Below are 23,402 nucleotides of genomic sequence, written 5' to 3'. Positions count from 1 at the left end.
TTCTAACGTACTTTTTTCAAAAATCATTTAGTGTTGTAAAAACGAATTGCATGTCAAAACAAAGTCATTCCTCACGTAGAAAATTTCTTGAACAAATTGGGGCAACAGGATTATTTCTTGCTTCAAGTCCACTTTCGAGTCTCGCTGCCAGGGAGAAGGCAGAAGAGCGCATTTTGCAATATGAAAAGAGAATATCCCCCAACGACCAGATAAAAATTGGTCTTATAGGTTTGGGGATCCAAGGCAATAATGATGTGAGGCAGGCTTTGAAAGTACCGGGGGTGGAATTGGTTGCAGCAGCAGATCTTTACACCGGAAGGCTGGAACGAGCTAAAGAAGTATATGGTAAAGACCTTTTTACTACAAGGGACTATCGCGAAATTCTCAATCGAAAAGATATTGATGCTGTTTTGATCGTTACCAGCGACCATTATCATGCACGCATTACCAAAGACGCCTTGCGGCAGGGCAAGGCAGTGTATTGCGAAAAGCCTATGGTGCATAAGATAAGTGAAGGCGCGGGGGTGATTGCAGCGCAAAAAGCAAGCGGTAAAACAATGCAAGTCGGAAGCCAACGTGTTAGCAGTTTGGTGTATGACAAGGCCCGCGAGTTGTACAAATCAGGAGAGATAGGTAAACTAAATATGGTAAATGCAGTGTACGACCGACAGGATGCAATAGGTGCATGGGAATATACAATGCCTAACAATGCATCCCCTGAGACTGTTGACTGGGATGCATATATCGCCGGAATGGGTAAAATCCCTTTCGATCCCAAGAAGTTCTTCTGGTGGCGGAACTATAAAGAATTTGGGACTGGCGTTGCAGGAGACCTTTTTGTTCACTTGCTGTCAGGCACGCACGTAATTACAGGATCAAAAGGTCCTACAAAAATCTTCTCTGCAGGCCAGTTGTCTTACTGGAAGGACGGCCGTAACGTACCAGATGTAATGACTGGGATCATGCAATATCCGGAAACAGCAGAACATCCCGCGTTCGAACTCACATTGCAGGTAAATTTTGTAAGCGGAACAGGTGGCCAGGAAATGATAAAATTTACTGGCGAAGAAGGAACTATTGAAATAAACGGCGGCGGATTGAAAGTTCACCATAGCATTATGGCTAAAGCGCCAGGCTTTGGTGGATACGATGCAGTAGGTACGTATCCAAAAGCAATGCAGGATGCTTTGCAGGAGGAATACAATAAGAAATGGACTCCCGAAGAGAGGAAACGCCCAACAAAGCCGGACATCGAATACAAAAATCCGCAGGGATTTAATGAGCATTTACAGCACATCACTAATTTCTTTGACAGCATGCGAACAGGAAAGCCGGTGGTAGAAGATGCCACATTCGGCTTTCGTGCAGCAGCTCCTGCCCTTGCTTGTAACGACAGCTATTTTCAAAAGAAAATTGTGAACTGGGATCCTGAAACTATGAAGCTTACTAAAGGATAGGAATTTTTCGGTGTTAGGTAAAAGGTGTAGGGTTAAACGATCCCTACACCTTTTTTTATTTCCGGGCATTATCAGTCATACGACCAACAAAAGCATTCAGCTTCAATCGCTTAAATAAATCAATGTTTAACCTTTACCATTTCTTTTCATATTTCTCCCTTACATTTGCACCATTCATATACTCTCTGACTAGCAGACCCGATAATCTTCCTTCTCTTTAAAGCATTCATCTGGTCATTTACAATGAGCAGAATATTCAATCAATCTTCACATACAATTTGGAAGGTTGTAATTACTTTTTTATAAATTATTTTCAATTGTTATTCGAAAATTTAAATTTGATTGAGCCCATTTTAAAGGCGCTCAAAACCGAAGGATATACCAATCCTACTCCTATCCAGGAAAAATCTATTCCCGTTGTTTTAGACCGCAGAGACCTTTTGGGTTGTGCTCAAACCGGTACCGGTAAAACCGCGGCCTTTGCCATTCCAATTTTGCAAATATTGCATCAGCAGAAAGCTGCACAACGAGGTCCAAAGCAAATAAAGGCACTCATACTTACTCCAACTCGTGAACTAGCTATACAAATTGGCGAAAGCTTTATGGCATATGGTGAGTATACGGGACTTAGTCACCTTGTTGTTTTTGGTGGCGTTTCTCAAGTGCCACAGGTAAATGCATTAAGGTACGGTATCGATATTTTGATCGCCACACCGGGTCGCTTGCTTGACCTGATGGATCAAAGACACATCAACCTACAGAACATAGATATGTTCGTGTTAGATGAAGCAGACCGTATGCTTGACATGGGTTTCATCCATGACGTAAAAAAGGTGATAGCAAAGTTGCCAACAAAAAGACAAACGTTGTTTTTCTCCGCGACTATGCCAAGAGAAATAGCTTCCCTTGCAGATACCATTTTAGAAAACCCTGTAAAAGTCGAAGTGACGCCAGTTTCTTCTACTGCAGAAAAGGTTGAACAAGCAGTTTATCTTGTAGAAAAAGAAAACAAGCCGTCTCTGCTGCTGCATATTTTGCAGGATTCAAATATCAAAAATGTGTTGGTATTCACGAGGACTAAACATGGCGCTGATAAAGTTGCCAAGTTTCTTAATCGTGCAGATATCTATGCTGATGCCATTCACGGAGAAAAGTCACAGACTGCAAGGCAACGTGCTTTGTCAAGGTTTAAAACAGGCGAATTGAGAGTGCTTGTTGCGACAGATATTGCGTCCAGGGGCATTGATATCGATGCGCTTACGCACGTAATCAACTTCGACTTGCCAAACGTAGCTGAAAACTATGTTCACCGTATTGGCCGTACAGGTCGTGCCGGTGCAAGTGGAATTGCGTTATCGTTTGTAGACGCTGAAGAAAGGGCTTACCTGAAGGATATTAATAAGCTGATAGCTAAAAATATTCCTATCATAGAAGACCAGCCTTATCATAGCAGCAAAGGCAAAATGATTACCGCACATCCTAATAACATCAACAGGTCCGTGGCAACACCGAGGCATAATAGCGTTCAAAGAAGAGAACGCACACCTTGGAGTAGAAATACAATTGCTAAGACAAAAGCAGCATTATAAAGAAAAAGCCCTTCGATCATTTTGAAGGGCTTTTTGCTTTTATGGAAAATTTTAAAATTTTGTTCTGTCCAGCGATTTAAATGCTATGGAGCATAGTTGTGTCACACCCTTCTACGGCAAATCTTTACGGAGCTTTCCATAGCCCTGTTTTGAGGCATCAACAGTGCTACGATCCCCCTTTCTTCTCTTCTGCTACCTGGAAACTTACGTACTGGAGTGCCTGGTAAATTACTCGTCTGTTATATTGTATCGCCGGCTCCCAGCTTGGTCCATTGCTTATAACCCTGATTGCTTCCACTCCGCATTGAACACATTTTTCAGGAACAGAAATCGCGTGCACGTTTTCTATTGCACCTTCTTTATTCACGATAAATTGAACCTTGACAGTATAAGCACCAACAGGTGCATTTGCATCAGCGGCAACATTACTATTTAAGTTCTTTTCAAGATACGTTCGCCAACCAATAAGTCCTCCGGGAAATTTTGCTTCTCTCTCAAAAACAAAATCCGGAATTTCTTGTCCATTTTCGTCCCAACCAATAGCGTTAGTTTGAACGTTTTTCTTATAAAAAGCCGTAGCCCTCTTTTTACCGTCTTCGTAATAAATCGTTATGTTATTTGTATTTCCTTTTTCATAGAGTTTTATATTTATTAAGGTTCCGTTCTCCCTATACCATTTAAATAATCCATCTTCAGTTTTGCAATCTTTCTTCAGGTAAGAGCCCTCCATCTGCAAAATATTTCCTTTCATCCAATAATCTTTCCTACTCCAAACGTTGCCATCTTTATAAATGGTGGCATAATAAAAGGCCGTGTCTTTATTACAACTCTTCCAGCTTTTATTGAAATATAAAAAAGAAGTATCAGTTTGGGCTAAAACGCAGAAATGCGTTAACAAGATTACAACGACAAGCAGTAGAACTTTTTTCATAGATAATTAGTAATGGTCAAAATAGGTTTAACTGAATTTTCTTTTCATAAACGAAAAGGTGGATGTTCTATTATTAATTCGCCGAACTGAGATTAAGATTTCAGAAAGGTTTGAAGGAAAATAAGGAGATTTTTTGAAAATGGAGAAATCTCTCCCATATCTAGGCGGTTATCACACTGGCTGGAAGAAGTACAGAAAATAGTTATAGTCGAAGTGAGTGACACAACGATGTCGGGAACAGATTGAAAGCTGGTTAGAACAAGAATAAAATTTTAGTTCATCACCTGGTACACGACCTCCTGCTTTGCTTTATTTTTTAGGCTAACCTCACCTATTTTTTCACAGTTAAAAGACTCCTTTATCTTTTCGTACGAATTGTGGTTGATTACAATCTGCCCCGCCTGAGCAATAGACTGCAACCTTTGTGCGGTATTGACAACATCGCCGATAACTGTATAATCGAGGCGCCTGAGATCTGCTGAACCGATGTTACCTGAAATTACTTCGCCGCTGTTTACGCCTATTGATACCTTAGGCGTATAAGATTTTCCCGGTTGGGGAGGTATACTTTCGATCTGCTTTCGCACTGCAAGACAAGCTTCTATAGCCCTGTCTAAATGGTAATCTCCTCTAAAAACCGCCATGATTGCATCCCCGATAAATTTATCTATGTATCCTTTTTGGCCAATGATCTCCTTTACCATCACGTCGAAGTAGTTGTTAAGAAGGGTAACCACTTCATTTGGCGGCTCCTTCTCGGTCATTGAAGTGAAGCTGCAGATATCAATGAAAGCAACTGTTGCCTCAACCGTTTCGTTTTGCAATAAGCTTTTTTCGTACTCGGTACCACTCATGAACTTTAAAACATTCTCGTCTACATACATCCTAAGAATGTTGTTTTCTTTTATCGCGTTTAAAGTTTCGCGCAACTGTGCTACATGTAAGATTGTTTTTTCTATGGTTAGTTCAAGATCCTGGAAGTTGACGGGTTTGCAAACGAAATCGAAGGCTCCGCGATTCATAGCGGTGCGAATATTTTCCATATCTCCATAGGCTGATACCATCACAGTCTTTACCAAGGGGCTTACCTCATTTAATTTTGTAAGAAGTGTGAGGCCGTCCATCTCAGGCATGTTAATATCAGTTAGCACGACTTCCACATCAGAGTGCTGTTGCATCTTCGTTAAGGCTTCATTTCCGTTCAAAGCAAAAATGAACTCGTATTTGCTTTCTCTAATCTGCCGGCGAAACTTTTGCTTTATGAGCATTTCAAGATCGACTTCATCATCCGCAACTAATATTTTAGCCATTAACCTTAATTTTTAATTTTTCCTTTAAAAGTTGAAAATCGATCGGCTTGGTCAGGAAATCGTCTGCTCCCAATTGCATAGCTGTATTATAATTCTCGCTATCTCCGTACGCTGTAATCATCATGACTACAGGTGGAGGTGTAGCGTATTTCTGTTTGATATGCTGAAGCAATTCTAGTCCACTCATCCCCGGCATATTAATGTCAGAGAGAATTAATACTGCCTCGTGATGATGTTGCTGAAGGTACTGCAATGCTGCCTCGCCCGAATTAGCAAAAGCAAAGTTGGCAAGGCCCTCTTTTATTTCTTTTCTAAACCTTTGCTGAAACAAAGTCTGCATGTCTTGCTCATCATCTACAACTAATATTTTCATAATATCAATATACGTTTTTATTTATACCTTATCAACTGATGCAAAGGGCAGTTCCATTATGAATTGCGCAAACTCACCTTCCCTGGTTTCTACTCTCAACTCGCCTCCATGTGCTTTCAAAATTTCGTAGCTAAGCGACAGACCAAGACCCGTACCCTGTCCCGCTGGCTTGGTTGTAAAGAAAGGCTGATAAATTTTATCAAGCACTTTTTGCGGAATTCCCATTCCATTATCCTTTACACAAATTTGCACCTTACCATCCAGCCTTTTTGTAGCAACATAAACAATTGGGTCATACCTATCAGTGTTAGGGGTTTGACTCCACGCTTTCTTCTTTTCGTTCACCGAGTAAAAAGCGTTGTTTATTAAGTTCAACAAAACACGCCCAATATCTTGTGGAATAACTTCTATTTCTTTTATCGATTCATCAAAATCCGTTTTAAAAGTTGCATTGAAACTTTTGTCTTTAGCGCGAAGACCGTGGTAACTCAATCTTAAATATTCGTCTGCTAAAGCATTTATGTCTGTTGGCTCCTTTTTTCCTGAGCTTAACCGGGAGTGCTGCAACATTCCTTTTACAATTGCATCCGCTCGCTTACCGTGTTGGCTGATCTTTATTTCATTCTCCTTAATGTCCTTCATGATCTCCTTCACCTCAGCCATATTGCCCTTGTCGACTTCGTGCTCCATTTCATCCAACAGTTCTTTATTTACTTCAGAGAAATTATTGACAAAATTCAGAGGGTTTTGAATTTCATGTGCGATACCTGCAGTCAGTTCTCCTAACGATGCCATTTTTTCTTTTTGTATTAGCTGCACCTGGGTCTCGCGTAGTTCCATTAGTGCATGCTCAAGTTCTTCTTTTTGCGTTAGTAGCTCCGATGTTCTGGCTGCAACCATTGTTTCAAGTTCCGCTCTACGAGCTGCTATGAACCTGTTCTGTTCCTCTTCAATCTCTCTCTTTTGCCGTTCTTTTTCAAGCGCTTTCCTTTGCTTGTTTACGCCAATCAACATGGCTATCATCCAGGCAACTGTACAAATCTGTATAATCTCGAAATAGTCCTCAATCTTCTGAAAGAAAGGCGTATGAATTAAACCCACCACGTCCGTTAAAAAAGATACGATGGCAAAGGGTAAAACAGCAATGACTGTGTTCCTAAAAAATCGAAGTTCAGGCAGAACATAAGCAATACCAATGGCACCTAAAAGAAAAAAATGTGCTACCCAGTTAAGGACAGAATTTTTAAATACAACCAGATCAAGAACCCCAAGAGCAGCAATTACATACATCGTCTGTAAAAGCTGTTTATCCCATTTCTTAAAAGGCGAAGAATCAGGCTGAGATTGTCGAAAGTACCTGACAAGAAAAAAAGCAAGTATGAGTTCTCCTGACATAAGGGGTTATAGATATTTAGCTCAGCAGCATCGGAAAGATCCGTATAAAAATTTGCGTTAAAATAATGAAAAGCCGTTTACTTAAACCACAAATTTTTATTTCTCTTTTTGTATGAGCAAAGAATGCGTTGCGCATCTTAAGTTGTGTCACTCCCTTGTACCCTATTTTTTCATAGCCTCAAGAGCTTCTCGGCATAATAGGTCTTATTAATTTGGTTCTGTAAATAATACCTAAGATGCTTGCAATACGAGTTTTTCAGTTTTTTGGAAATTTGCTCAAATTATATTGGTAGCTCAATAATGAAAATTGCGCTTTTTCCTTCTTCTGTCTCCACTTTCAATTCACCGCCATGTGCCTTTATAATATCATAGCTCAATGACAAGCCTAACCCCGTCCCCTGCCCTGTTGGCTTAGTTGTAAAGAATGGTTGAAAAATTTTATCTACTACTTTTTCAGGAATACCGATACCATTGTCTTTTATAATAATTTCTACTTTATTATCAACTCTTTTTGTGGCCACTGAAACTAAAGGTTTGAACGTTTTATCCAACCTTTTCATTTTTTCAAAAACTGCATAAAAAGCGTTGTTGTATAGATTGAGCAAAACTCTTCCAATGTCTTGCGGAACCACTTTTATTGTACCTACGTTGTCATCAAGATCTGTTGTGAAGTCCGCATTAAAGTTTTTGTCTTTAGCTCTTAAGCCATGATAACTTAGGCGCAAATATTCATCTGCTAAAGCATTAATGTCTGTTGGTTCTTTTTTGCCTGCGTTTGCACGCGAATGCTGGAGCATGCCTTTCACAATGGCATCCGCCCGGCGACCATGTTCATTTATTTTTTGTTCATTATTTATAACATCATTCGCAATCGAAATTGCATTTTCTTTATCTCCTTCGTTCAATTCGCTTTTTAGTTCTTCAAGAAGTTCTTTGTTGATTTCTGAAAAGTTGTTGACGAAGTTTAAGGGGTTCTGGATTTCGTGAGCGATGCCGGCAGTCAGCTCTCCAAGTGAAGCCATCTTTTCAGCCTGTATAAGTTGAGCCTGCGTCGACTTTAGTTCAACCAGTGTCTCTTCTGCTTTTTTCCTCGCTGCTTTTATTTCTGCCAGGTCTTGCTCAGCCCGTACAGCAAGTGCTTCTGCTTTCTGCAGATCAAGGAACCGTACATAGGCTTGCTCAAAGACTTTAGCAACTCTTTTCAGTATCTCGACACTTTCTTCGTTATATGTTGCCCCGTGCCAGCAATCAAAATACAAGGCAGAATGTTTTTCTACCAGTAAGCAAGCAATATATTTGTTCGCTTGAATAAGCATCTCTCTTGCTGCAGGAGGAATGGCTACGAGGTCGTTGTGGGCCAGTACGTACTCGAAATATCTATCTTTTTGTTGTTTACTATACTCTTTATTTATGAAGCTCTCACCACTAAGCCAGGCCTCCCAACCATCTTTATAATTAGTGTCTTCTTTCATTAATTGCTCATCGTACGGAAGATGAACCATAGCAGGCTGTTGCCAATCATTACCTACCCAAAAAATGGAATCCATCGTTGCTTTGTTAAACAGCCATATAGCAACAGTACCAAGTAGTACGTCTAACTCTTTCAATTTTTCGAACATCACGCCAATAACACTTACCAGTTCGTTAGAATGGTGCATAGTCAACGAACTGCTTCTTATCTTTTCAAGGGCAGCTTCTATTTTTGCTTCTTTCACCTGCGCTTCCGCCTGTTTTAAATCGAGGGATCGGGTGTAACTAAGATCGAAAACTTTAGAAAATCGAACCAAAATATCGAAGGACTCACTACTAAGCGATTGAACACTGCCCGTCGTCAGGCATCCGAAACTATTGAAGGATGCGGATAAGTAGATTTTTTCAAACGACTTCATAAATTGAATAACAATAGGCGGTAAGGTGGATAGTTCGGTTTCATTGAAAAGAAATGCATCCCACTCTTTCTTTTCGTTTCCTTCCATCACGTACAGCCACTTTTCCTGCCGTTCTTTCCAACCCTTTAGGTAGGCGAGTTGCGGCGGGTTGTTGCTATAAGGGATGCGGTAGGCCTGTTCTGTTAAAGCCTCATCATCACCTGCCATCCACCAGGTTACACCTCCAGTTTGCTCATCAAACATCATAATAAAAGCCCTGTTCAGTGACTCGTCAAGTCTTTTCAACTCGATATACAATGACTTAACAACAGTAGCGAGCTCACCAGAGGTTTGCATGGTCATCGCTTTTGTTCGCAGCCGTTCCATAGCCGCTTCTATTTGGGCCTCCCGTGCATGCGCCTCTGCTTTTTGCAAATCGAGGAAACGGATATAAGTCTGTTCAAAGACAGCCGCAAATCTTCTTAGTACTACGAGAATATCACCGGATACCTCTCTATCGGAAGAAAACGAAAGCCATCCCTTTGAAAAGAAATTGATATAAACAAACCAGCAGTCTTCAGGAAAATTTACTTTCTTTTCGTAAAAACTGTTTCGTAATTCATTGTAGTTCTTTAATTCCTGTCCTTCAAACTTGAGTGTTAATGAAGTCTGTTTTGCTTTCCATGCAGCAACTGCTTTAACCATCAAAAAAGGATCATTGATTGGCACATTAAGCGTACGTAGTAAATGACTGCCATAAATAGTTGTAGATAATTCAACAAAACCGGCTTCCTCGTTAACGATTCCAATAGAATTTTGTATAGCCGTTACTCCCAATTCTTTTACTTGTTCAAAAAGCAAAGACGATATTTCAAGTAGCTCAGTGCTTTTCTGCATTGCCATCGTTCTTGCTCTAACTCTTTCTAATGCCAACTCAATTCTGGCCTCTCTTGCCTGCGCCTCTGCTTTCTGCAGATCCAGAAAGCGGGTGTAAGTCTGTTCGAAAACTTTTCCAAACCGCCTAAAAATATCGTGTGCTTTAGGTACCGGCTCATACGTAATGAAGATGAGGCTAACCTTCGACCCGAAGACAAAGTGTTCATATTGACTCGTTGGAAACTCAAACCCGCTTTCCAATACTCCCTTAAATTGATCTTTTCCAAACTTCGCTAATTCACGATAGACCTCTGCAAGAGCCTCTCCTTCTTCAGAATTAACAAAAAATTCTTCGCCCCTTATTTTGGCGTTACGCAACTTAATAGAAATCGGCATTATGCTCGCGTCGATAACGTATGGATCCATAAACCCACCTTGCGGATTTGTGATATAGTCGGTATAAAAGTTATTGTCTTCACTCCAAACATTGAAACCGGTCGTCCAAGTCTTTATTCCAAGATCACTTACTTGCCTGAACAGTAACGCCGCCACATCAGTAAGTTCATCACTTTTCTGCATCGCCATTGTTCTTGCCCTTACCCGTTCTAGAGCCAGTTGGATTTGTGCTTCTCTTGCTTGCGCCTCGACATTTTCCAAATCTAAAAAACGCTTATAAGCCAGGTCAAATACATTAACAAAACGCTTCACCAATGCAACTACTGCTTCTGAACCAGATTGGTTAAAAAAAACGAAAAGGGATCCGTGGGTGAACACCGCGTTGAAATAACGCTGCCCGTAGGCCAAATTGCTGCTGCTGTGGCTTTCTGAAACTGTTGCTTGAAATGTATTTACAGCCATAGAATTATAATACTGCATTAACTCGTCCCCCTGAAGCTGATGAGAATAGTCTTCCTGCCGCTTCCATGCTTCGTATGCGTTAAGAAGCATGGGATGGGTGTCTAGCGGCTCACTGCCAGAAACTTGAATTGCATTTCCTTCCTTTCCTTTTACCGCAATCCAAACATCAGCTCTTGGCCTCATTGGGTCAAGAATAGCAATACCGCAACGCAGGATTTGCGGTTCGATTTTTTCAAGCTCGTTAAAAAGCGTTACTGCCGCTTGCTGAAGGTCATCGCTTTTGTGCATTGCCAACGCCTTCGAACGAACGCGTTCCAACGCTGCCTCAATTCGCGCTTCTCTTACTTGTGCTTCCGCCTTTTGCAGATCAAGGAAACGGGTGTAGGTTATTTCAAAAACTTTTGCAAAGCGTATGATGGTTTGTTCGTCTTCAGAAGAAAATGATTCTGCGGCAATGATCATCAAATAGCCGGCTGAAAAGTTAGCGCTGTAAAAAACGATGTTGTCTGGAATGTGGGCAAAAATGTTTGCTGAAATATCCGCGGGTACCTGTGAGGCTAAAAAACGATGATGTTCTTTGTTTTCCTCGCCTTCTAACCTGGCCTTGTGAAGCGGCTCTTTTTGCTTCCAGGCATTATATCGGTCGTTTAAAGTCTGATCACCTGATAAGGGGAAAACGATATAATCAGGCAATAGGGTTCCATCTGGCAAAGTAACCCACGCTGTTTGTGTTTGTTGTTCTTCATTCACAAACATGTATCCGCATGAGACGGGGTTAATGTTGAGCGCTCTCAACTCATTGTAAAGGAGCTTCGCTGCCTCGGCCAGTTCATCCGATTTCTGCATCGCCATGGCCCTCGTCCTTATACGCTCCAGACCAAGCTCAATTTGAGCAGCCTTGGTTTGCGCTTCAGCTTTCTGTAGGTCAAGAAAACGTGTATAGGTTTGATCAAAAACTTTTCCAAAACGTTTAAAAATATCATGAGCCTCGGGAGTAGGTTGGTAGGTAATAAAAACCAAGTTGCCGTGTGAAAAATTTACGACGTTGTTAACTTGAGAAGTGGGGAGTGTAAATCCAGCTTTTTCAAATCCTTTTACGATTTTTTCAAAGCCCGGAAGTGTAATCATGTACCGATAATGAGCAGCCAAGGCTTCTCCGCGTACTTCCTCAGTGTAAAATTCTTCACCTCTTTGTTTAGAATTATAAAACTTGATAAAGGCCGGACTTTCTGTTAGCGGTATTTTAAAAGGTTGTTGAATTAAGCCGCTTTGATCACTCATCCATGCCATGCAAATAGTCTCATTCCTTTCCCAAATATTATAACCGCAACTTAAAACAGGCAAACCTAATGTTTGGACCTGTAGAAATAACAAGTTTGCCGCTTCTGCTAATTCATGACTATGGTGCATAGCCATGGCCCTTGATCGCACCCGTTCCAATGCCGCTTCTATTTCCAACTCCCGGTTTTTTGCGGCTAACACTTTTTCTAGTTCCGCATTTTTTTCTAACAGCAACCCTACCTGTTGAATTTCCATATTAAGTTGTTGGAATGGTTATGATAAAGGTAGTTCCGTCGCCCTCAGTACTTTCCACTGTTATCTCTCCACTATGTGTTTTTACAATGTCGTAGCTTAATGATAAGCCAAGTCCTGTTCCCTGCCCTGTTGGCTTTGTGGTAAAGAATGGTTGAAAGATTTTATCTACTACTTTCTGTGGTATGCCTATGCCATTGTCTTTTATTGTAATCTCTACTTTATCAGCGACTCTTTTTGTCGTTACTGAAACTAAAGGTTTGAACGTTTTATCCGATCTTTTCATTTTTTCAAAAACTGCAAAAAAAGCGTTGTTGTATACGTTCAATAAAACTCTTCCTATGTCTTGGGGAACAACGTCGATCTTACCTACTTGTGCATCAAAGTTTGTTGTAAAGTCTGCATTGAAGTCTCTGTCTTTTGCTCTTAAGCCATGATAGCTTAGTCGTAGATATTCATCGGCTAAAGCGTTAATATCAGTTGGTTCTTTTTTGCCCGTGTTTGCACGAGAATGTTGGAGCATGCCTTTTACTATTGCATCAGCTCGCTTGCCGTGATGGTTGATTTTTCGTTCGTTTTCTTTAATGTCATTTGCTATTGATTTCAGTTCAACAAGATTTCCTTTGTCTGCCTCTTGTTCTAACTCTTCTATCAATTCTGTATTGAAGTCTGAGAAATTGTTAATGAAGTTTAAAGGGTTTTGGATCTCGTGGGCGATGCCTGCTGTTAGTTCTCCAAGAGATGCCATTTTTTCTGATTGAATGAGTTGAACTTGAGTAGCCTTTAATTGCTCATATGCCCGTTCAGTTCGTTCTTTTTGAAATTTCAGTAAAGCATTCGCTTTCTGCTTTTGCCGATTGTTTCTATAAAGAAACAAAGCTGCTCCTATAAGTATAACTAATCCTGCAACAAGACTATATACTTTTACCCTGTTCCTTAGTTCGTTTTTTGCGTCTTGTATTGCTTGTTGTTGCAATCGTTCTTTAAAAGATAGATTTTGTATTTGCCTTATCTTTTCAAGACTTAATAAACTGTCTTTAGCTGCGCTTCCAATTTCTTGGTATAAAAAAGCACTGTCAAAATTATTTTTACTTCTATAGTAATCTTTCAAAAATGAACTTGCTACCGCAATAGATTTTGGATTATTTACTTTAATTGCTATATCAAAAGCTTTTTTCGCATAGATAAACGAAGAGTCTGTCTTACCGCTTTTTTTAAATAAATGTGCAATAGCTATATAATTTTCGGCGGCGGCTTGTAGATTATGAAACTTTAGTCCTACTTCTACAGCTTGCCGATATTTTTGTTGTGCTTCATACACATTACCTTTTTTTTCTAGAATTTTCCCTAAAGTAAGTAGAGCAACAGGCAGATACTTATTACCGACCCGATCAGATAGCAGAGATATAATATCGATGGATTTTTTTGTGTAGTAAAGGGCCGAGTCTAACTTACCCATTTGCAGGTACAAATCACCGATGTCCATAAGTAGCCAGCTTCGAGCAGTTGAGTCTCCTGAAAGCGGAATATTTAATCCAGATAAATAGTACCCCCTTGCTCTATCATAATCATTCAAACTTTTATAAACACCAGCAATATTTCTGTTGTTAATTTTTAGGAAATGAATATCGTTTAAGGAACTCAAAATTGAATTAGATTGAAGTAAATAATCAAGAGATTGATCTAAATTACCTCTTCTTAAAAGCACGGCGCCCATCAAATCTAGAGACTGAGCCTGATAACTCTTTGACTTTAATTTTAATGCTAACTGGTAAGCTTGTCGAGCATGGCTAATACTGCTGTCATTGTTTATATCGATAAAAATCTTTGATAGGTACAAATGCGAAATCAAGGTTGTAGAATCACTAACACTTGTAGCAAACATTTGCCTGGCTTTAGCTGAGTCTACAAATTGTGCAAAAGCATTGTTGGCAATTAGTATGATGAGAATATGCAAAAAATTGTATCTCATAAAAAGCCGAGTTTTACTGATAATTGAATTAAGAATGCCCTCCCTTTGTCTTCATGTTCAATTCGACTCTATGCGCTTCTACAAGATCATAAGTTGTTTGAACGGGGATTTATGGGATTTATGAGATAAATGGGATGTACGCCCTTCTCACAAATCCCTGTTCAGATAATTGGCAATTGAATAATAAACTCTGCCCCTAGGCCTTCTTTACTTTCCACTTGGAGCTCTCCACCATGCGCCTTTATAATATCATAGCTTAACGACAATCCTAACCCCGTTCCCTGCCCTGTTGGTTTTGTTGTAAAGAATGGTTGAAAAACTTTATCAACTGCTTTCTGTGGTATGCCTATACCATTGTCTTTTATTGTAATCTCTACTTTATCAGCGACTCTTTTTGTAGTTACTGAAACTAAAGCTTTGAACGTTTTATTCAATCTTTTCATTTTTTCATAAATTGGATAGAAGGGTGTTGCACGAGTTCTATAAACCTACTTTTTAGTACCCCTGAGAAAGTTAATCAAAAGGAAACGTAGATTATAGTTTTTTCAAAAGATGCATCTAAACAAAAAGTACAAGTGTGCGACGCAACGAATGATAGATTGAGGAGCCACTGCTGGGCCCATAAAAGATTTATTTGCACTAAACCAGGCTTTATATTCAAGCTTTCCAAGGATAAAAATTCTTACATTTATAACACTCATTCACGCTCTAACAATTGCTTAAAAATGAATAACAATAACAGCCGACGGAGCTTTATTAAAAACACTGCACTTACTGCAGCAGGCTTTTACATTGTGCCTCGCCACGTTTTGGGAAGAGGTTTCGTTGCCCCTAGTGACAAACTAAATATTGCGGGTATTGGCGCGGGTGGAAAGGCAGAAGTAAACCTACCCTACGCATGGAACAATGGTGCAGAGAACATTGCTGCACTATGCGATGTAGATGATCGCATGGCCGTGAAGGCAAGGGCAAAATGGCCAAACGCACCTTATTATAAAGACTATCGAACGCTACTTGATAAGGAGCACAAGAACATTGATGCTGTAATAATTACTACGCCTGATCATATGCATGCACCCATTGCACTCGCTGCGATGCAATTGGGTAAGCACGTGTATTGTGAGAAGCCGCTAACCCATGACATTTACGAGGCAAGGGTACTGACCAAGGCTGCAGCAAAATATAAAATTGTCACTCAAATGGGTAACCAGGGCAGTAGTGGCGACGATACGCGCAAAGTAGAAACATGGATACAACAAGGTGTAATCGGCGACGTGCATACGGTGCATGTCTGGACCAATCGTCCTACGTGGCCACAGGGAATACCAACGCCAACGGGTAAGTTTGATATACCAAAAGAGGTTGACTGGGATTTGTGGTTAGGCACTGCTCCGTATCGCGACTTTAACCCGATTTATTTGCCTGCCATCTGGCGTGGCTGGACAGACTTTGGTACCGGCTCGTTGGGTGACATGGGTTGCCATTTTATTGATGTTCCATATCGTGCCCTAAATCTTGGATACCCGGTTGCCGTTTCGTGCAGCGTTGGTTCTGTGTTTAGCGGCTTTTTTAAAGAGGAGGTTTACACCGACAGCTATCCACCTTCGTCGGTTACCTATATTAAGTTTCCTGCCCGAAAAACAATGGGACCTGTAGAACTCGTTTGGTATGATGGCGGTATAAAACCAAGAAGACCGGACGAACTAATGCCCGTTGAGCAAATGGGAGAATGGGATGGTGGAATTATTTTCGAAGGAACGAAAGGCAAACTGATGGCGGGCCTGTTTGGTAGAAATCCAACTTTGCTACCAACTAAAAGAATGAAAGAAACTACTTTGCCTGGGTCGAAATATCCTTTTGTTGAGCGTGGTACCGAAGGGCACCAAACGCAGTGGGTAAATGCCTGCAAGAAGGGTTACGGCACATACACGAGTTCGTCTTTTGACAAAAGCGGTCCACTTACTGAAACCGTTTTGATGGGTAATCTTGCCGTGAAGAGTTACAACTACCAGGAAAAAAATTCGAAAGGTGAAATCACTTACCCGGGTCGAAAACAATTATTGTGGGATGGAGAAAATCAACGCATCACCAATTTTGAACCGGCAAATCAGTTTGTAAAAAGACAATACAGGGGAACTTATAACCTGAATATTTAATGCTTATAAATTTCCTAAGTGTAGTTGGTTATTTATTAACCCGGCTACACTTTTCTATTTTGCTTTTGTTGAGTCGCACACTTGTGCCGTCGTAATTCTTTGCAGCCCTAAGACCAGTTCCCCTTATTGCTGCCGGGCATTCTTAATGAAGATGGACTGCACCTCCCATTTTTGACTAATGGTTTTATAAAAGTCGTCGAGGTACGCAAGCATTTCTTTTTTGTTGCGCTTGTCAAGCAGCTCGAAGTCTGAGATGACATTATAGATTTTTTCCTTTTGCCTGTTAAAAACATCGAAAACAGCCTGCAACTCCATAGTCGATCTTGGAAAGCCCCGGTATAACCGCTGCACTACATTGGTTATACCTAACTCTTCGTTAGGAACAGCATATTCGGCATTTACCAACCCTGAATAATCGAAATCGTAAGGAACTGCAAAAGGCGTTGTACTGGTATCCTTTTTACCATAGATTATTTTCAGGTTGTGATTGTTTGTGAGGCCCCAATCGGTATTGCCAATCATATATTGAAAGACAAACATCATAGTTGTTTCTTCGCGCTCAAGCATATTATAATTTACTGGACCGCTCTTCCACTCTTTACAATGATTTCTTTTTGCCATAGCATCAACATTCTCGAGAAAGAATGCGTACTGAGTAAAAGGCTTCTTTTTGCCTTTGCTATCCCTGTAGGTTACTTTGGCTAACCTGGCAAGAAAACTTTTAGGGGTAAGCAGATTGTGAATTTTATAGACGAGATATTCTTTCAACAATAGTTGTTCTGCCTGCTTGTTAATGGTGCAGCCAGAAACCATTTTTAAAGCTTTAAGCGAACGGAGCCTCGACGAAGAAGTATTTAGGAAACTTAAACGCATCGGCGGGATGTAGCAATATTTTCTGCGGTAGACACCTCTCGCGTTGATTCGAATTTCTTCGTCTACCACAGTGCTATCGTAAAGTTTAGTTGAGAAGGTTGCTTTTAAAAGTTCGCCTTTCATCTTTTCGCTCATTAGTTTTCCCATGTCTGTAGTAAGGGTAACGTTGAGTGGGGGCTCATCAACAAAAAATCTTACACTGTCCACTTTCTGAGCCGACAAGATGGTACCGATAAACAAAAAGCAACAGAAAATTGTGGGTCGAACGGCCTTCATTCTATTAGATAGTTAGGGTTGTAAAGGAGGTATTAATTTACATAATTAATAAATATTCTCAAACCCCTTCCATTCTTTTATACTAATGGTATAAATCCTCCGCTTACATGTCGAGACAAGTAACTGCTTTATGCTAATAATTTTCTTTATGTTTAACCGGGCCTATAAATTTTTACAGCACTACAACTGATTAACCCATCAACTCTGTAATTTTTTCATGCTATTCTTAACTGCTACTTGACCGGCAAATCGCGCTCGTGATCGGTGTAACACTTTCATTCTTAGTTTCTTGTTGATTTATTGGCATGATTATTTGTGAATAATTGGAAATTTAATTTATGAAAAAAATCATTTTTCTATTACTCGTATCCTTTGCAAGTGCTTTTGCTTTACCAACATCGTCAATAGCACAAACGGTCGAAAAAACCAAAGTGAAAAAAACATCTACTCCTGGTCAGAAGGTCGCGAACACTTTCAGGAAAAAGCAGAATAAAAGGTATAAAGGAGTTAAGGTTAAACAAAAGGTAGAGGCTCCATCAAAAGGATCTTCTAAGTAATCTTTTATCTCTCTAATTATGGTGGCTGATGTTTACGCATCGGCCATTGTTATTTCTAAAATATTCGATAGCACCGCGTGCTTACTTTACAAATATTTAAAATTGCATGAAGGCCACAGCGATGCAATTTTGATAAAGGCACAAGGGAGTGACACAACGATGATGCTATAAAAAACAAATGCTTAGTCAATAAAAAAGGTCCACAAAAATGTGGACCTTTTTATTGAACGATACTTTTTGTTACTACCAGATATAGGTTCTTTTTTCCTTCGGAATAAACATCTTATCTCCAGGTTGTACGTTGAATGCCGTGTACCACGCATCAATATTCATAACGGCACCGTTAGCACGGTACATGCCTGGTGAATGAGGATCAGTTAGCACCAACTGAGCCTGCGTTTCAGGAACAGTGTTGCTGCGCCACACCTGCGCCCAGCTTAAGAAGAAGCGCTGTGCTGGCGTAAATCCATCTATTTTCTGATTCTCTTTAAATTGTTTTGTCTTCGTGAAAGCATCATAAGCCATGCTTAAACCACCAAGGTCTGCGAGATTTTCACCAAGCGTCAGTCTTCCATTTAAGTGCATTGTATCCAGCACGGTAAAACTGTTGTAAAGATTTACAACCTGGTCAGCCTTGGTTTTAAATTTATCAGCGTCTTCTTTTGTCCACCAATCTTCCAGTTTTCCGGTGGCTGCATACTGGCGGCCCTGGTCGTCGAAACCGTGAGTCATTTCATGTCCTATGACAGCACCAATACCTCCATAGTTAATCGCATCATCAGCACCAAAATCGAAGAAAGGCGATTGCAGAATAGCGGCTGGAAAAACAATCTCGTTATTTACAGGGCTATAATAAGCGTTGATAGTCGGCGGCGTCATACCCCAACGTGTACGATCGACAGGCTTACCCATGTGGTTAATCATATCATTATACTCCCACATGTCGGCCCTGCGAACGTTGCCTATAAAATCTTTCCTCGAAACGTTCAGACCTTCATATTCTTTCCACTTATCAGGATAAGCGATCTTTTTAGTGAAGGCATGTAGTTTTTCGATACCTCTTTTCTTGGTGGCTTCGCTCATCCAGTCAAGGCGCTTAATTCTTTCCTCGAAGCTTGTTTGCAAGTTATTTACAAGATCAACCATTCTTTGCTTAGCCTCGGGCTTGAAATACCTTTCGACGTACAGCTGGCCTAACATCTCTCCCAACGAAGCATCCACTAAGCCAGCAATTCTTTGCCATCTTGGAGTTTGCTCTTTTTGACCAGAAAGGACTTGTGTGAACTTAAAATTAGCTTCTACAAAAGGAGTCGTTAAATAAGGCGCGCTGCTTTTTAGGACCGACCAACGCAGGTAGCTTTTCCAATCGTTTAGGGGAAGCACGCCTAACAATAAATCAGCAGTTTTTAAAAATGCCGGGTTATCAACCAAAACACTATCACCCGCCTGAACCTTCATTTGAACAAATAGGTTGTTCCAATTCATGTCGGGAGTTAAAGCATTGAGGTCTTTAATTGCAAACTTGTTATAGGTTTTATAAGGATCACGTTGCTCAACACGACTGTATTGCACTTTAGCAAGCGCTGTCTCTATACGCATTACTGCATCCGCACTTGCAGCGGCTTTCACGGGTTCTTCGCCCGCTAGTGAAAATAACTGTTGCAAGTAAGTTTTGTAAGCCTCACGGATGCGCATGCTACGCGGATCGTTCTTGAGGTAGTAATCGCGATCAGGTAAAGTTGTTCCTCCCTGGTTTACCTGGGGGATGTATTGATCTACATTTTTTCTGTCCTGTTGTACTCCGAAACGGAAGATGGGACTGCTGTAACCCATTGTTCTTAACATAGCCACTTCGGTAAGAGCAGCCTGCAGGTTTTTAATGTCAGAAATGCGGTCAAGATCTGCTTTGATACCAATGATGCCTGCAGCTTCTATAGCAGCACTGTCCATGCCACTCGCATAAAAGTCGCCGATCATTTGCGTCTTCCTGTCTTTGCCGGTGTTCTTCGCCGATTCATCCAACAGTGTTCTTAGCCGTTGCGAGCTTTCTTCGCGTAAAACATCAAAACTTCCCCAACGGGTTTTACTAGCAGGTACCGGGTTGTTTTTTATCCAGTTACCATTTACATATTGGTAAAAATTATCGCCCGGCTTTACTGACAAATCCATGTTTGACTTGTCGACGTACTTTGAAACTTTTGGGTCGTTTTTTCCTGGACCCGCATAAACTATACTTACAACAAAAAGGCTGGCTGTCGTAAGTAAACGCATCGAAGTATTTATTTTCATGGGTGTGTGTTTTTCAACCACAAATTTACATTACAGACACAGCCACTAAATCCATTTTACAAAAAGTTAGGTTTTAAAACGCAGAGGCAATTGAATACTAAGAAATTGAGTTAACCAGAAATTGAAGAAGCTGAAGTTCTGGGGAGGCTATCTCTTTGTAGCTTTTTGAATCACTGATTCTATACTAACAGTCGCGCCGCTTTTCCGTTTGCTTTCGTCAGCAGCTTCCATGAAGGCGTAGATTTCCAAGGTTTCTTCCGGCACCACAGGCGCCTTGCCGGTTTTAAAGAATTCTAAGATTTGCACTAATAAATTGTCATAGCCTTTGAATGGTCCCAAAGTAATATTCCCTTTCTCGCCGTAAGCTGTTCCGCCGTAGTCATGGGTACCCGTCCGGGTCCCCCGAAAGGTGCCTACCCTCCCGTCTTTCCAGGTACCAATAACAATGTCTGTATTGTTTGTATGAACCCGTCTTACTTCGCTGCAACCGGTACCCATCACCGAAAATAAAATCTCAACGCCGTGAATGCCGTACCAGAAAAGATCCGGATGAGTTTTTTCTAAAGTAGCCGGACTGAAAGTATCGGCACCTAATACAGCGCCTGCTTTTCCTTTGACAACGTCTTGCACGCTTTCCATATATCGCAGGGAAGAAGATGAAAATATTGGGACATTATTCCGCTTAGCACTTTCATAAATAGAAATCACGTCGCTTAAAGATGCTGCTACAGGCTTATCTATAAAAAAAGGCTTTTTTGCCTTAATAACCTTTAAAGCTTGTTCGAGGTGAGGTCTTCCGTCGTTGGTCTCCAATAAAACAACATCCACTTTTTTTAGCAACTCTTCTTCTGATCCAACAATCTCTACACCCAGCTTTTTCACATCTTCTATATAACCAGGAATTCTTTTAACTGACGACTCTATATCGTTGCTTCCTTTTGGGTAAGCGGCTACTACCTTAAACCCTTGTAATTCTGCAGCCTTGCCGGGAGTATTCAACGACTTGGTAAAGGCCACGCTATGGGAGGTATCGAGACCTATAATACCTACACGCATTTCATTTTGCAATACACTTCTGCCAAATGAACGAGGCAGATTGTTTAAAACAGCGGCTCCAATGCCAGCAATTGTTGTTGTCCTTATAAAGTCTCGACGAAGAATTGTTTGTTTCATCATTTTCCCGTGGTATTTGTTCAAATAGTATAATTGTCGCAAAAGCATCTGGTGCACATCAGAACTGTTCAAATGTTAGCACCATAGCCCTTGAATTTCTATTGTTCAAATTAACCATTTCCAGCATCCCTTTTTTAAAACCTTCGTTGTAACCCTATAGAAAGATTAACCTGGTTGCCGGTTTCGTCTGTTTTATACTGTTGATTGATCCAGCCGGCTTTTAGAGAAATGATGTTGACTTTTGTAAGATTATGATTAAAAGATAGGGAAGCCTGCCTCGAGGTAAGTTTGCTTTTATTGTTGTATTGAATACTGGTTGAACGGTCATCAGGAGAGATGCCTGATCCGGCAGTAAGACCGATATAGTCGTCAGCGCCTTTGAAATAATATCTTGCCAGCACGCTGTAAGACTGCGATGCACCACCGGTAGCCGGAGTAATATAAGTGCGACCGCCAAACAAAAAGTTACTGTAATACTTGCCGAGGTACAAAGTGTATATGTAGGTAGAGCTACCGAAATTTAAATAGCGAATGCCTGCCTCTGCCTCATAACTTCGGGGAAGATTTGCATATAAAGAGAAGCCTGCCCGATAAGTCGGAAACACGGTTTCGCCAGGCGAGTACCCAACACTTACATAACTATAAAAAGTCTTGCTTATACGAGGATAAGCGTCCACTTCACCCTGCCACCCACTGTTACCGAAACGGTTTGCATAGTTAACGTTAGCGGAAACAGAACCCATCTTTGTATACCTGCTATAACCAATACTACCTAAATGCCAGTCTTGACTGAATTGTTTGTCGAAATAAGTATACTCGTAGCTCACGCCTATTTTATTTGCTACGGCCGCATCTCTTAGAGATAAAGCCAATGCCAGTGCCGCTGTGTTGTGTTTGTTTGATTTTAAAAGCTTGTTAGTAATTTCCGACGCCTCTTTATATTGTTTCAACGCATTCAAAATTTTCGCTTTGCGAAGCAACAGATCAGCTGAAGTTGGATTGGCGGTTAATCCATCTTTACAAATTGAAAGAGCTCTGTCGTAATTATCATTCCAGTATTCAAGATCTGTATAAGCTATGCTTGCTTCTTCGTTCGCCGGAGCGTACGCCAACACTTTTTGATAATGATATATCGCAGTATCGTACTGTTTATGCCAACTGTACAATCTTCCCAGGAACACCTGGATTTCGGAATACTGAGGGCTTTGAATGAGCGCTTGCATCGCCAATTGTTTTGCCTTGTTATCATCCTTTTCTTCGAAAGCAGCATTCCGTGCAGCTTTAAATAATTCATCCGAAGTAAGCGGTTTTTGAGCTTGCCCGCCTACAGTCATAACTAAAAGGCAAATAAGAATAAGCATTCGTACGTTCATATTATTATAACGCGCAAAAAGGCTTCACATTATGTTTAAAGCTGTAATGGAGTGAAATCGGGATCTTTTTGTTTAAGTATTGCTACTTTCCCTGCCTTTTATTGTCAACTGTTGACATTTTAGACCTAACGGTACTAGATGGCTTGAACATATTAATTTGATATAACTATTTGAAATTCAAAAACAAGAAATAATTTGCGCCTTAATTCGTTTTAAAAAGAAAAATTAGAAAATGGCTCCTGATAAATTAAAGGAAAAGCTTGAAACCATTACTTGTCACATTCATGGTGATGCTCCTTATGTAACTGTACTAGAAAACAAAACGCTTGAAATTGAAAGCTGCTGCCTTTTATTCAGACACCAATTGTTGTTGATGGCCGGGGATCATGAAAAACTTATCGTAGCATAAGGATTCGGCAAATAAAAAAAGCATTGTAAATATTAAGATTAGAAATACTTTCTAGAGAAGTATTTTATATAATCTCCGCTCTTTTAAAAAGACTTGGATTTGTTTTTTCTATTATTTAGGGAAACTCCCATTTT

Annotated in this window: 16 protein-coding genes; 5 read left to right on the top strand and 11 right to left on the bottom strand. The window is 40.5% G+C overall.

What is annotated here, in order from left to right:
- Positions 1 to 50: 50 nt before the first annotated feature.
- Positions 51 to 1,457: a Gfo/Idh/MocA family protein gene (locus SAE01_RS02005; protein ID WP_147201848.1), complete on the top strand. Its 1,407-nt coding sequence runs from the start codon at positions 51 to 53 to the stop codon at positions 1,455 to 1,457.
- Positions 1,458 to 1,795: 338 nt separating this feature from the next.
- The gene (locus SAE01_RS02000; protein WP_246113136.1) at positions 1,796 to 3,046 is read left to right on the top strand and encodes a DEAD/DEAH box helicase; all 1,251 of its coding nucleotides are present in this window, start codon (positions 1,796 to 1,798) and stop codon (positions 3,044 to 3,046) included.
- A 166-nt stretch (positions 3,047 to 3,212) separates the two neighbouring features.
- Here SAE01_RS02000 and SAE01_RS01995 read toward each other — a convergent pair whose 3' ends face one another.
- The 7 genes from SAE01_RS01995 to SAE01_RS01965 all read right to left on the bottom strand — a co-directional run bounded on the left by SAE01_RS01995 (position 3,213) and on the right by SAE01_RS01965 (position 14,605).
- Positions 3,213 to 3,977 carry a toxin-antitoxin system YwqK family antitoxin gene (locus tag SAE01_RS01995; RefSeq protein ID WP_147201846.1) on the bottom strand — a complete coding sequence of 255 codons (765 nt, stop codon included), beginning with the start codon at positions 3,975 to 3,977 and terminating at the stop codon, positions 3,213 to 3,215.
- A gap of 272 nt (positions 3,978 to 4,249) precedes the next feature.
- Complete coding sequence (locus SAE01_RS01990; protein WP_147201845.1) at positions 4,250 to 5,287, bottom strand: adenylate/guanylate cyclase domain-containing protein; 1,038 nt, start codon at positions 5,285 to 5,287, stop codon at positions 4,250 to 4,252.
- The gene (locus SAE01_RS01985) at positions 5,280 to 5,660 is read right to left on the bottom strand and encodes a response regulator (protein ID WP_147201844.1); all 381 of its coding nucleotides are present in this window, start codon (positions 5,658 to 5,660) and stop codon (positions 5,280 to 5,282) included. The genes SAE01_RS01990 and SAE01_RS01985 overlap by 8 nt, the downstream gene beginning before the upstream one ends.
- 21 nt (positions 5,661 to 5,681) lie before the next feature.
- Positions 5,682 to 7,055, bottom strand: coding sequence for a sensor histidine kinase (locus SAE01_RS01980; RefSeq protein ID WP_147201843.1), 1,374 nt, complete (start codon positions 7,053 to 7,055; stop codon positions 5,682 to 5,684).
- Positions 7,056 to 7,336: 281 nt separating this feature from the next.
- Positions 7,337 to 12,193 carry a sensor histidine kinase gene (locus SAE01_RS24895; protein WP_246113135.1) on the bottom strand — a complete coding sequence of 1,619 codons (4,857 nt, stop codon included), beginning with the start codon at positions 12,191 to 12,193 and terminating at the stop codon, positions 7,337 to 7,339.
- Between the two features lies 1 nt (position 12,194).
- On the bottom strand, positions 12,195 to 14,162 hold the full coding sequence (locus SAE01_RS24890; RefSeq protein ID WP_147201842.1) for a tetratricopeptide repeat-containing sensor histidine kinase: 1,968 nt from the start codon (positions 14,160 to 14,162) through the stop codon (positions 12,195 to 12,197).
- A 161-nt stretch (positions 14,163 to 14,323) separates the two neighbouring features.
- Positions 14,324 to 14,605, bottom strand: a complete 282-nt coding sequence (locus SAE01_RS01965; RefSeq protein WP_218029048.1) for a sensor histidine kinase — start codon at positions 14,603 to 14,605, stop codon at positions 14,324 to 14,326.
- Between the two features lie 282 nt (positions 14,606 to 14,887).
- Here SAE01_RS01965 and SAE01_RS01960 point away from each other — a divergent pair, with 282 nt between their 5' ends.
- Positions 14,888 to 16,318 (top strand): Gfo/Idh/MocA family protein, encoded by a 1,431-nt coding sequence (locus tag SAE01_RS01960; protein WP_147201841.1) that lies wholly within the window; start codon positions 14,888 to 14,890, stop codon positions 16,316 to 16,318.
- Positions 16,319 to 16,441: 123 nt separating this feature from the next.
- Here SAE01_RS01960 and SAE01_RS01955 read toward each other — a convergent pair whose 3' ends face one another.
- Complete coding sequence (locus SAE01_RS01955) at positions 16,442 to 17,467, bottom strand: hypothetical protein (RefSeq protein ID WP_147201840.1); 1,026 nt, start codon at positions 17,465 to 17,467, stop codon at positions 16,442 to 16,444.
- A gap of 338 nt (positions 17,468 to 17,805) precedes the next feature.
- Here SAE01_RS01955 and SAE01_RS01950 point away from each other — a divergent pair, with 338 nt between their 5' ends.
- On the top strand, positions 17,806 to 18,024 hold the full coding sequence (locus SAE01_RS01950; protein WP_147201839.1) for a hypothetical protein: 219 nt from the start codon (positions 17,806 to 17,808) through the stop codon (positions 18,022 to 18,024).
- A 243-nt stretch (positions 18,025 to 18,267) separates the two neighbouring features.
- Here the strand turns inward: SAE01_RS01950 and SAE01_RS01945 are convergent, their stop codons facing one another.
- The 3 genes from SAE01_RS01945 to SAE01_RS01935 all read right to left on the bottom strand — a co-directional run bounded on the left by SAE01_RS01945 (position 18,268) and on the right by SAE01_RS01935 (position 22,847).
- Entirely contained in the window at positions 18,268 to 20,313 is a 2,046-nt protein-coding gene (locus tag SAE01_RS01945) for a M13 family metallopeptidase (protein ID WP_218029047.1), read from the bottom strand.
- A gap of 147 nt (positions 20,314 to 20,460) precedes the next feature.
- Positions 20,461 to 21,489 (bottom strand): Gfo/Idh/MocA family protein, encoded by a 1,029-nt coding sequence (locus tag SAE01_RS01940; RefSeq protein WP_246113134.1) that lies wholly within the window; start codon positions 21,487 to 21,489, stop codon positions 20,461 to 20,463.
- Between the two features lie 131 nt (positions 21,490 to 21,620).
- Entirely contained in the window at positions 21,621 to 22,847 is a 1,227-nt protein-coding gene (locus tag SAE01_RS01935) for a YaiO family outer membrane beta-barrel protein (RefSeq protein WP_218029046.1), read from the bottom strand.
- A gap of 244 nt (positions 22,848 to 23,091) precedes the next feature.
- On the opposite strand from SAE01_RS01935, the gene SAE01_RS24350 reads away from it, so the two are divergent.
- Positions 23,092 to 23,268: a hypothetical protein gene (locus tag SAE01_RS24350; protein WP_170234055.1), complete on the top strand. Its 177-nt coding sequence runs from the start codon at positions 23,092 to 23,094 to the stop codon at positions 23,266 to 23,268.
- The last annotated feature ends 134 nt before the right edge of the window (positions 23,269 to 23,402 follow it).

The organism is Segetibacter aerophilus, assembly GCF_007991655.1.
GTDB classification, from domain to species: domain Bacteria; phylum Bacteroidota; class Bacteroidia; order Chitinophagales; family Chitinophagaceae; genus Segetibacter; species Segetibacter aerophilus.
Note: the sequence above shows the minus strand (reverse complement) of the source record. Positions and strands in the feature narration are given on the sequence as shown.

What these genes read in the sequence shown, in the direction of transcription:
- SAE01_RS02005 (WP_147201848.1), top strand. Translation starts at nt 51, where the DNA reads ATGTCAAAACAAAGTCATTCCTCACGTAGAAAATTTCTTGAACAAATT.
- SAE01_RS01940 (WP_246113134.1), bottom strand. Translation starts at nt 21,489, where the DNA reads ATGATGAAACAAACAATTCTTCGTCGAGACTTTATAAGGACAACAACA.
- SAE01_RS01935 (WP_218029046.1), bottom strand. Translation starts at nt 22,847, where the DNA reads ATGCTTATTCTTATTTGCCTTTTAGTTATGACTGTAGGCGGGCAAGCT.
- SAE01_RS01950 (WP_147201839.1), top strand. Translation starts at nt 17,806, where the DNA reads ATGAAAAAAATCATTTTTCTATTACTCGTATCCTTTGCAAGTGCTTTT.
- SAE01_RS01990 (WP_147201845.1), bottom strand. Translation starts at nt 5,287, where the DNA reads ATGGCTAAAATATTAGTTGCGGATGATGAAGTCGATCTTGAAATGCTC.
- SAE01_RS01995 (WP_147201846.1), bottom strand. Translation starts at nt 3,977, where the DNA reads ATGAAAAAAGTTCTACTGCTTGTCGTTGTAATCTTGTTAACGCATTTC.
- SAE01_RS01960 (WP_147201841.1), top strand. Translation starts at nt 14,888, where the DNA reads ATGAATAACAATAACAGCCGACGGAGCTTTATTAAAAACACTGCACTT.
- SAE01_RS01965 (WP_218029048.1), bottom strand. Translation starts at nt 14,605, where the DNA reads ATGAAAAGATTGAATAAAACGTTCAAAGCTTTAGTTTCAGTAACTACA.
- SAE01_RS01980 (WP_147201843.1), bottom strand. Translation starts at nt 7,055, where the DNA reads ATGTCAGGAGAACTCATACTTGCTTTTTTTCTTGTCAGGTACTTTCGA.
- SAE01_RS01985 (WP_147201844.1), bottom strand. Translation starts at nt 5,660, where the DNA reads ATGAAAATATTAGTTGTAGATGATGAGCAAGACATGCAGACTTTGTTT.
- SAE01_RS01955 (WP_147201840.1), bottom strand. Translation starts at nt 17,467, where the DNA reads ATGAAGGCCGTTCGACCCACAATTTTCTGTTGCTTTTTGTTTATCGGT.
- SAE01_RS24350 (WP_170234055.1), top strand. Translation starts at nt 23,092, where the DNA reads ATGGCTCCTGATAAATTAAAGGAAAAGCTTGAAACCATTACTTGTCAC.
- SAE01_RS01945 (WP_218029047.1), bottom strand. Translation starts at nt 20,313, where the DNA reads ATGAAAATAAATACTTCGATGCGTTTACTTACGACAGCCAGCCTTTTT.
- SAE01_RS24895 (WP_246113135.1), bottom strand. Translation starts at nt 12,193, where the DNA reads ATGGAAATTCAACAGGTAGGGTTGCTGTTAGAAAAAAATGCGGAACTA.
- SAE01_RS24890 (WP_147201842.1), bottom strand. Translation starts at nt 14,162, where the DNA reads ATGAGATACAATTTTTTGCATATTCTCATCATACTAATTGCCAACAAT.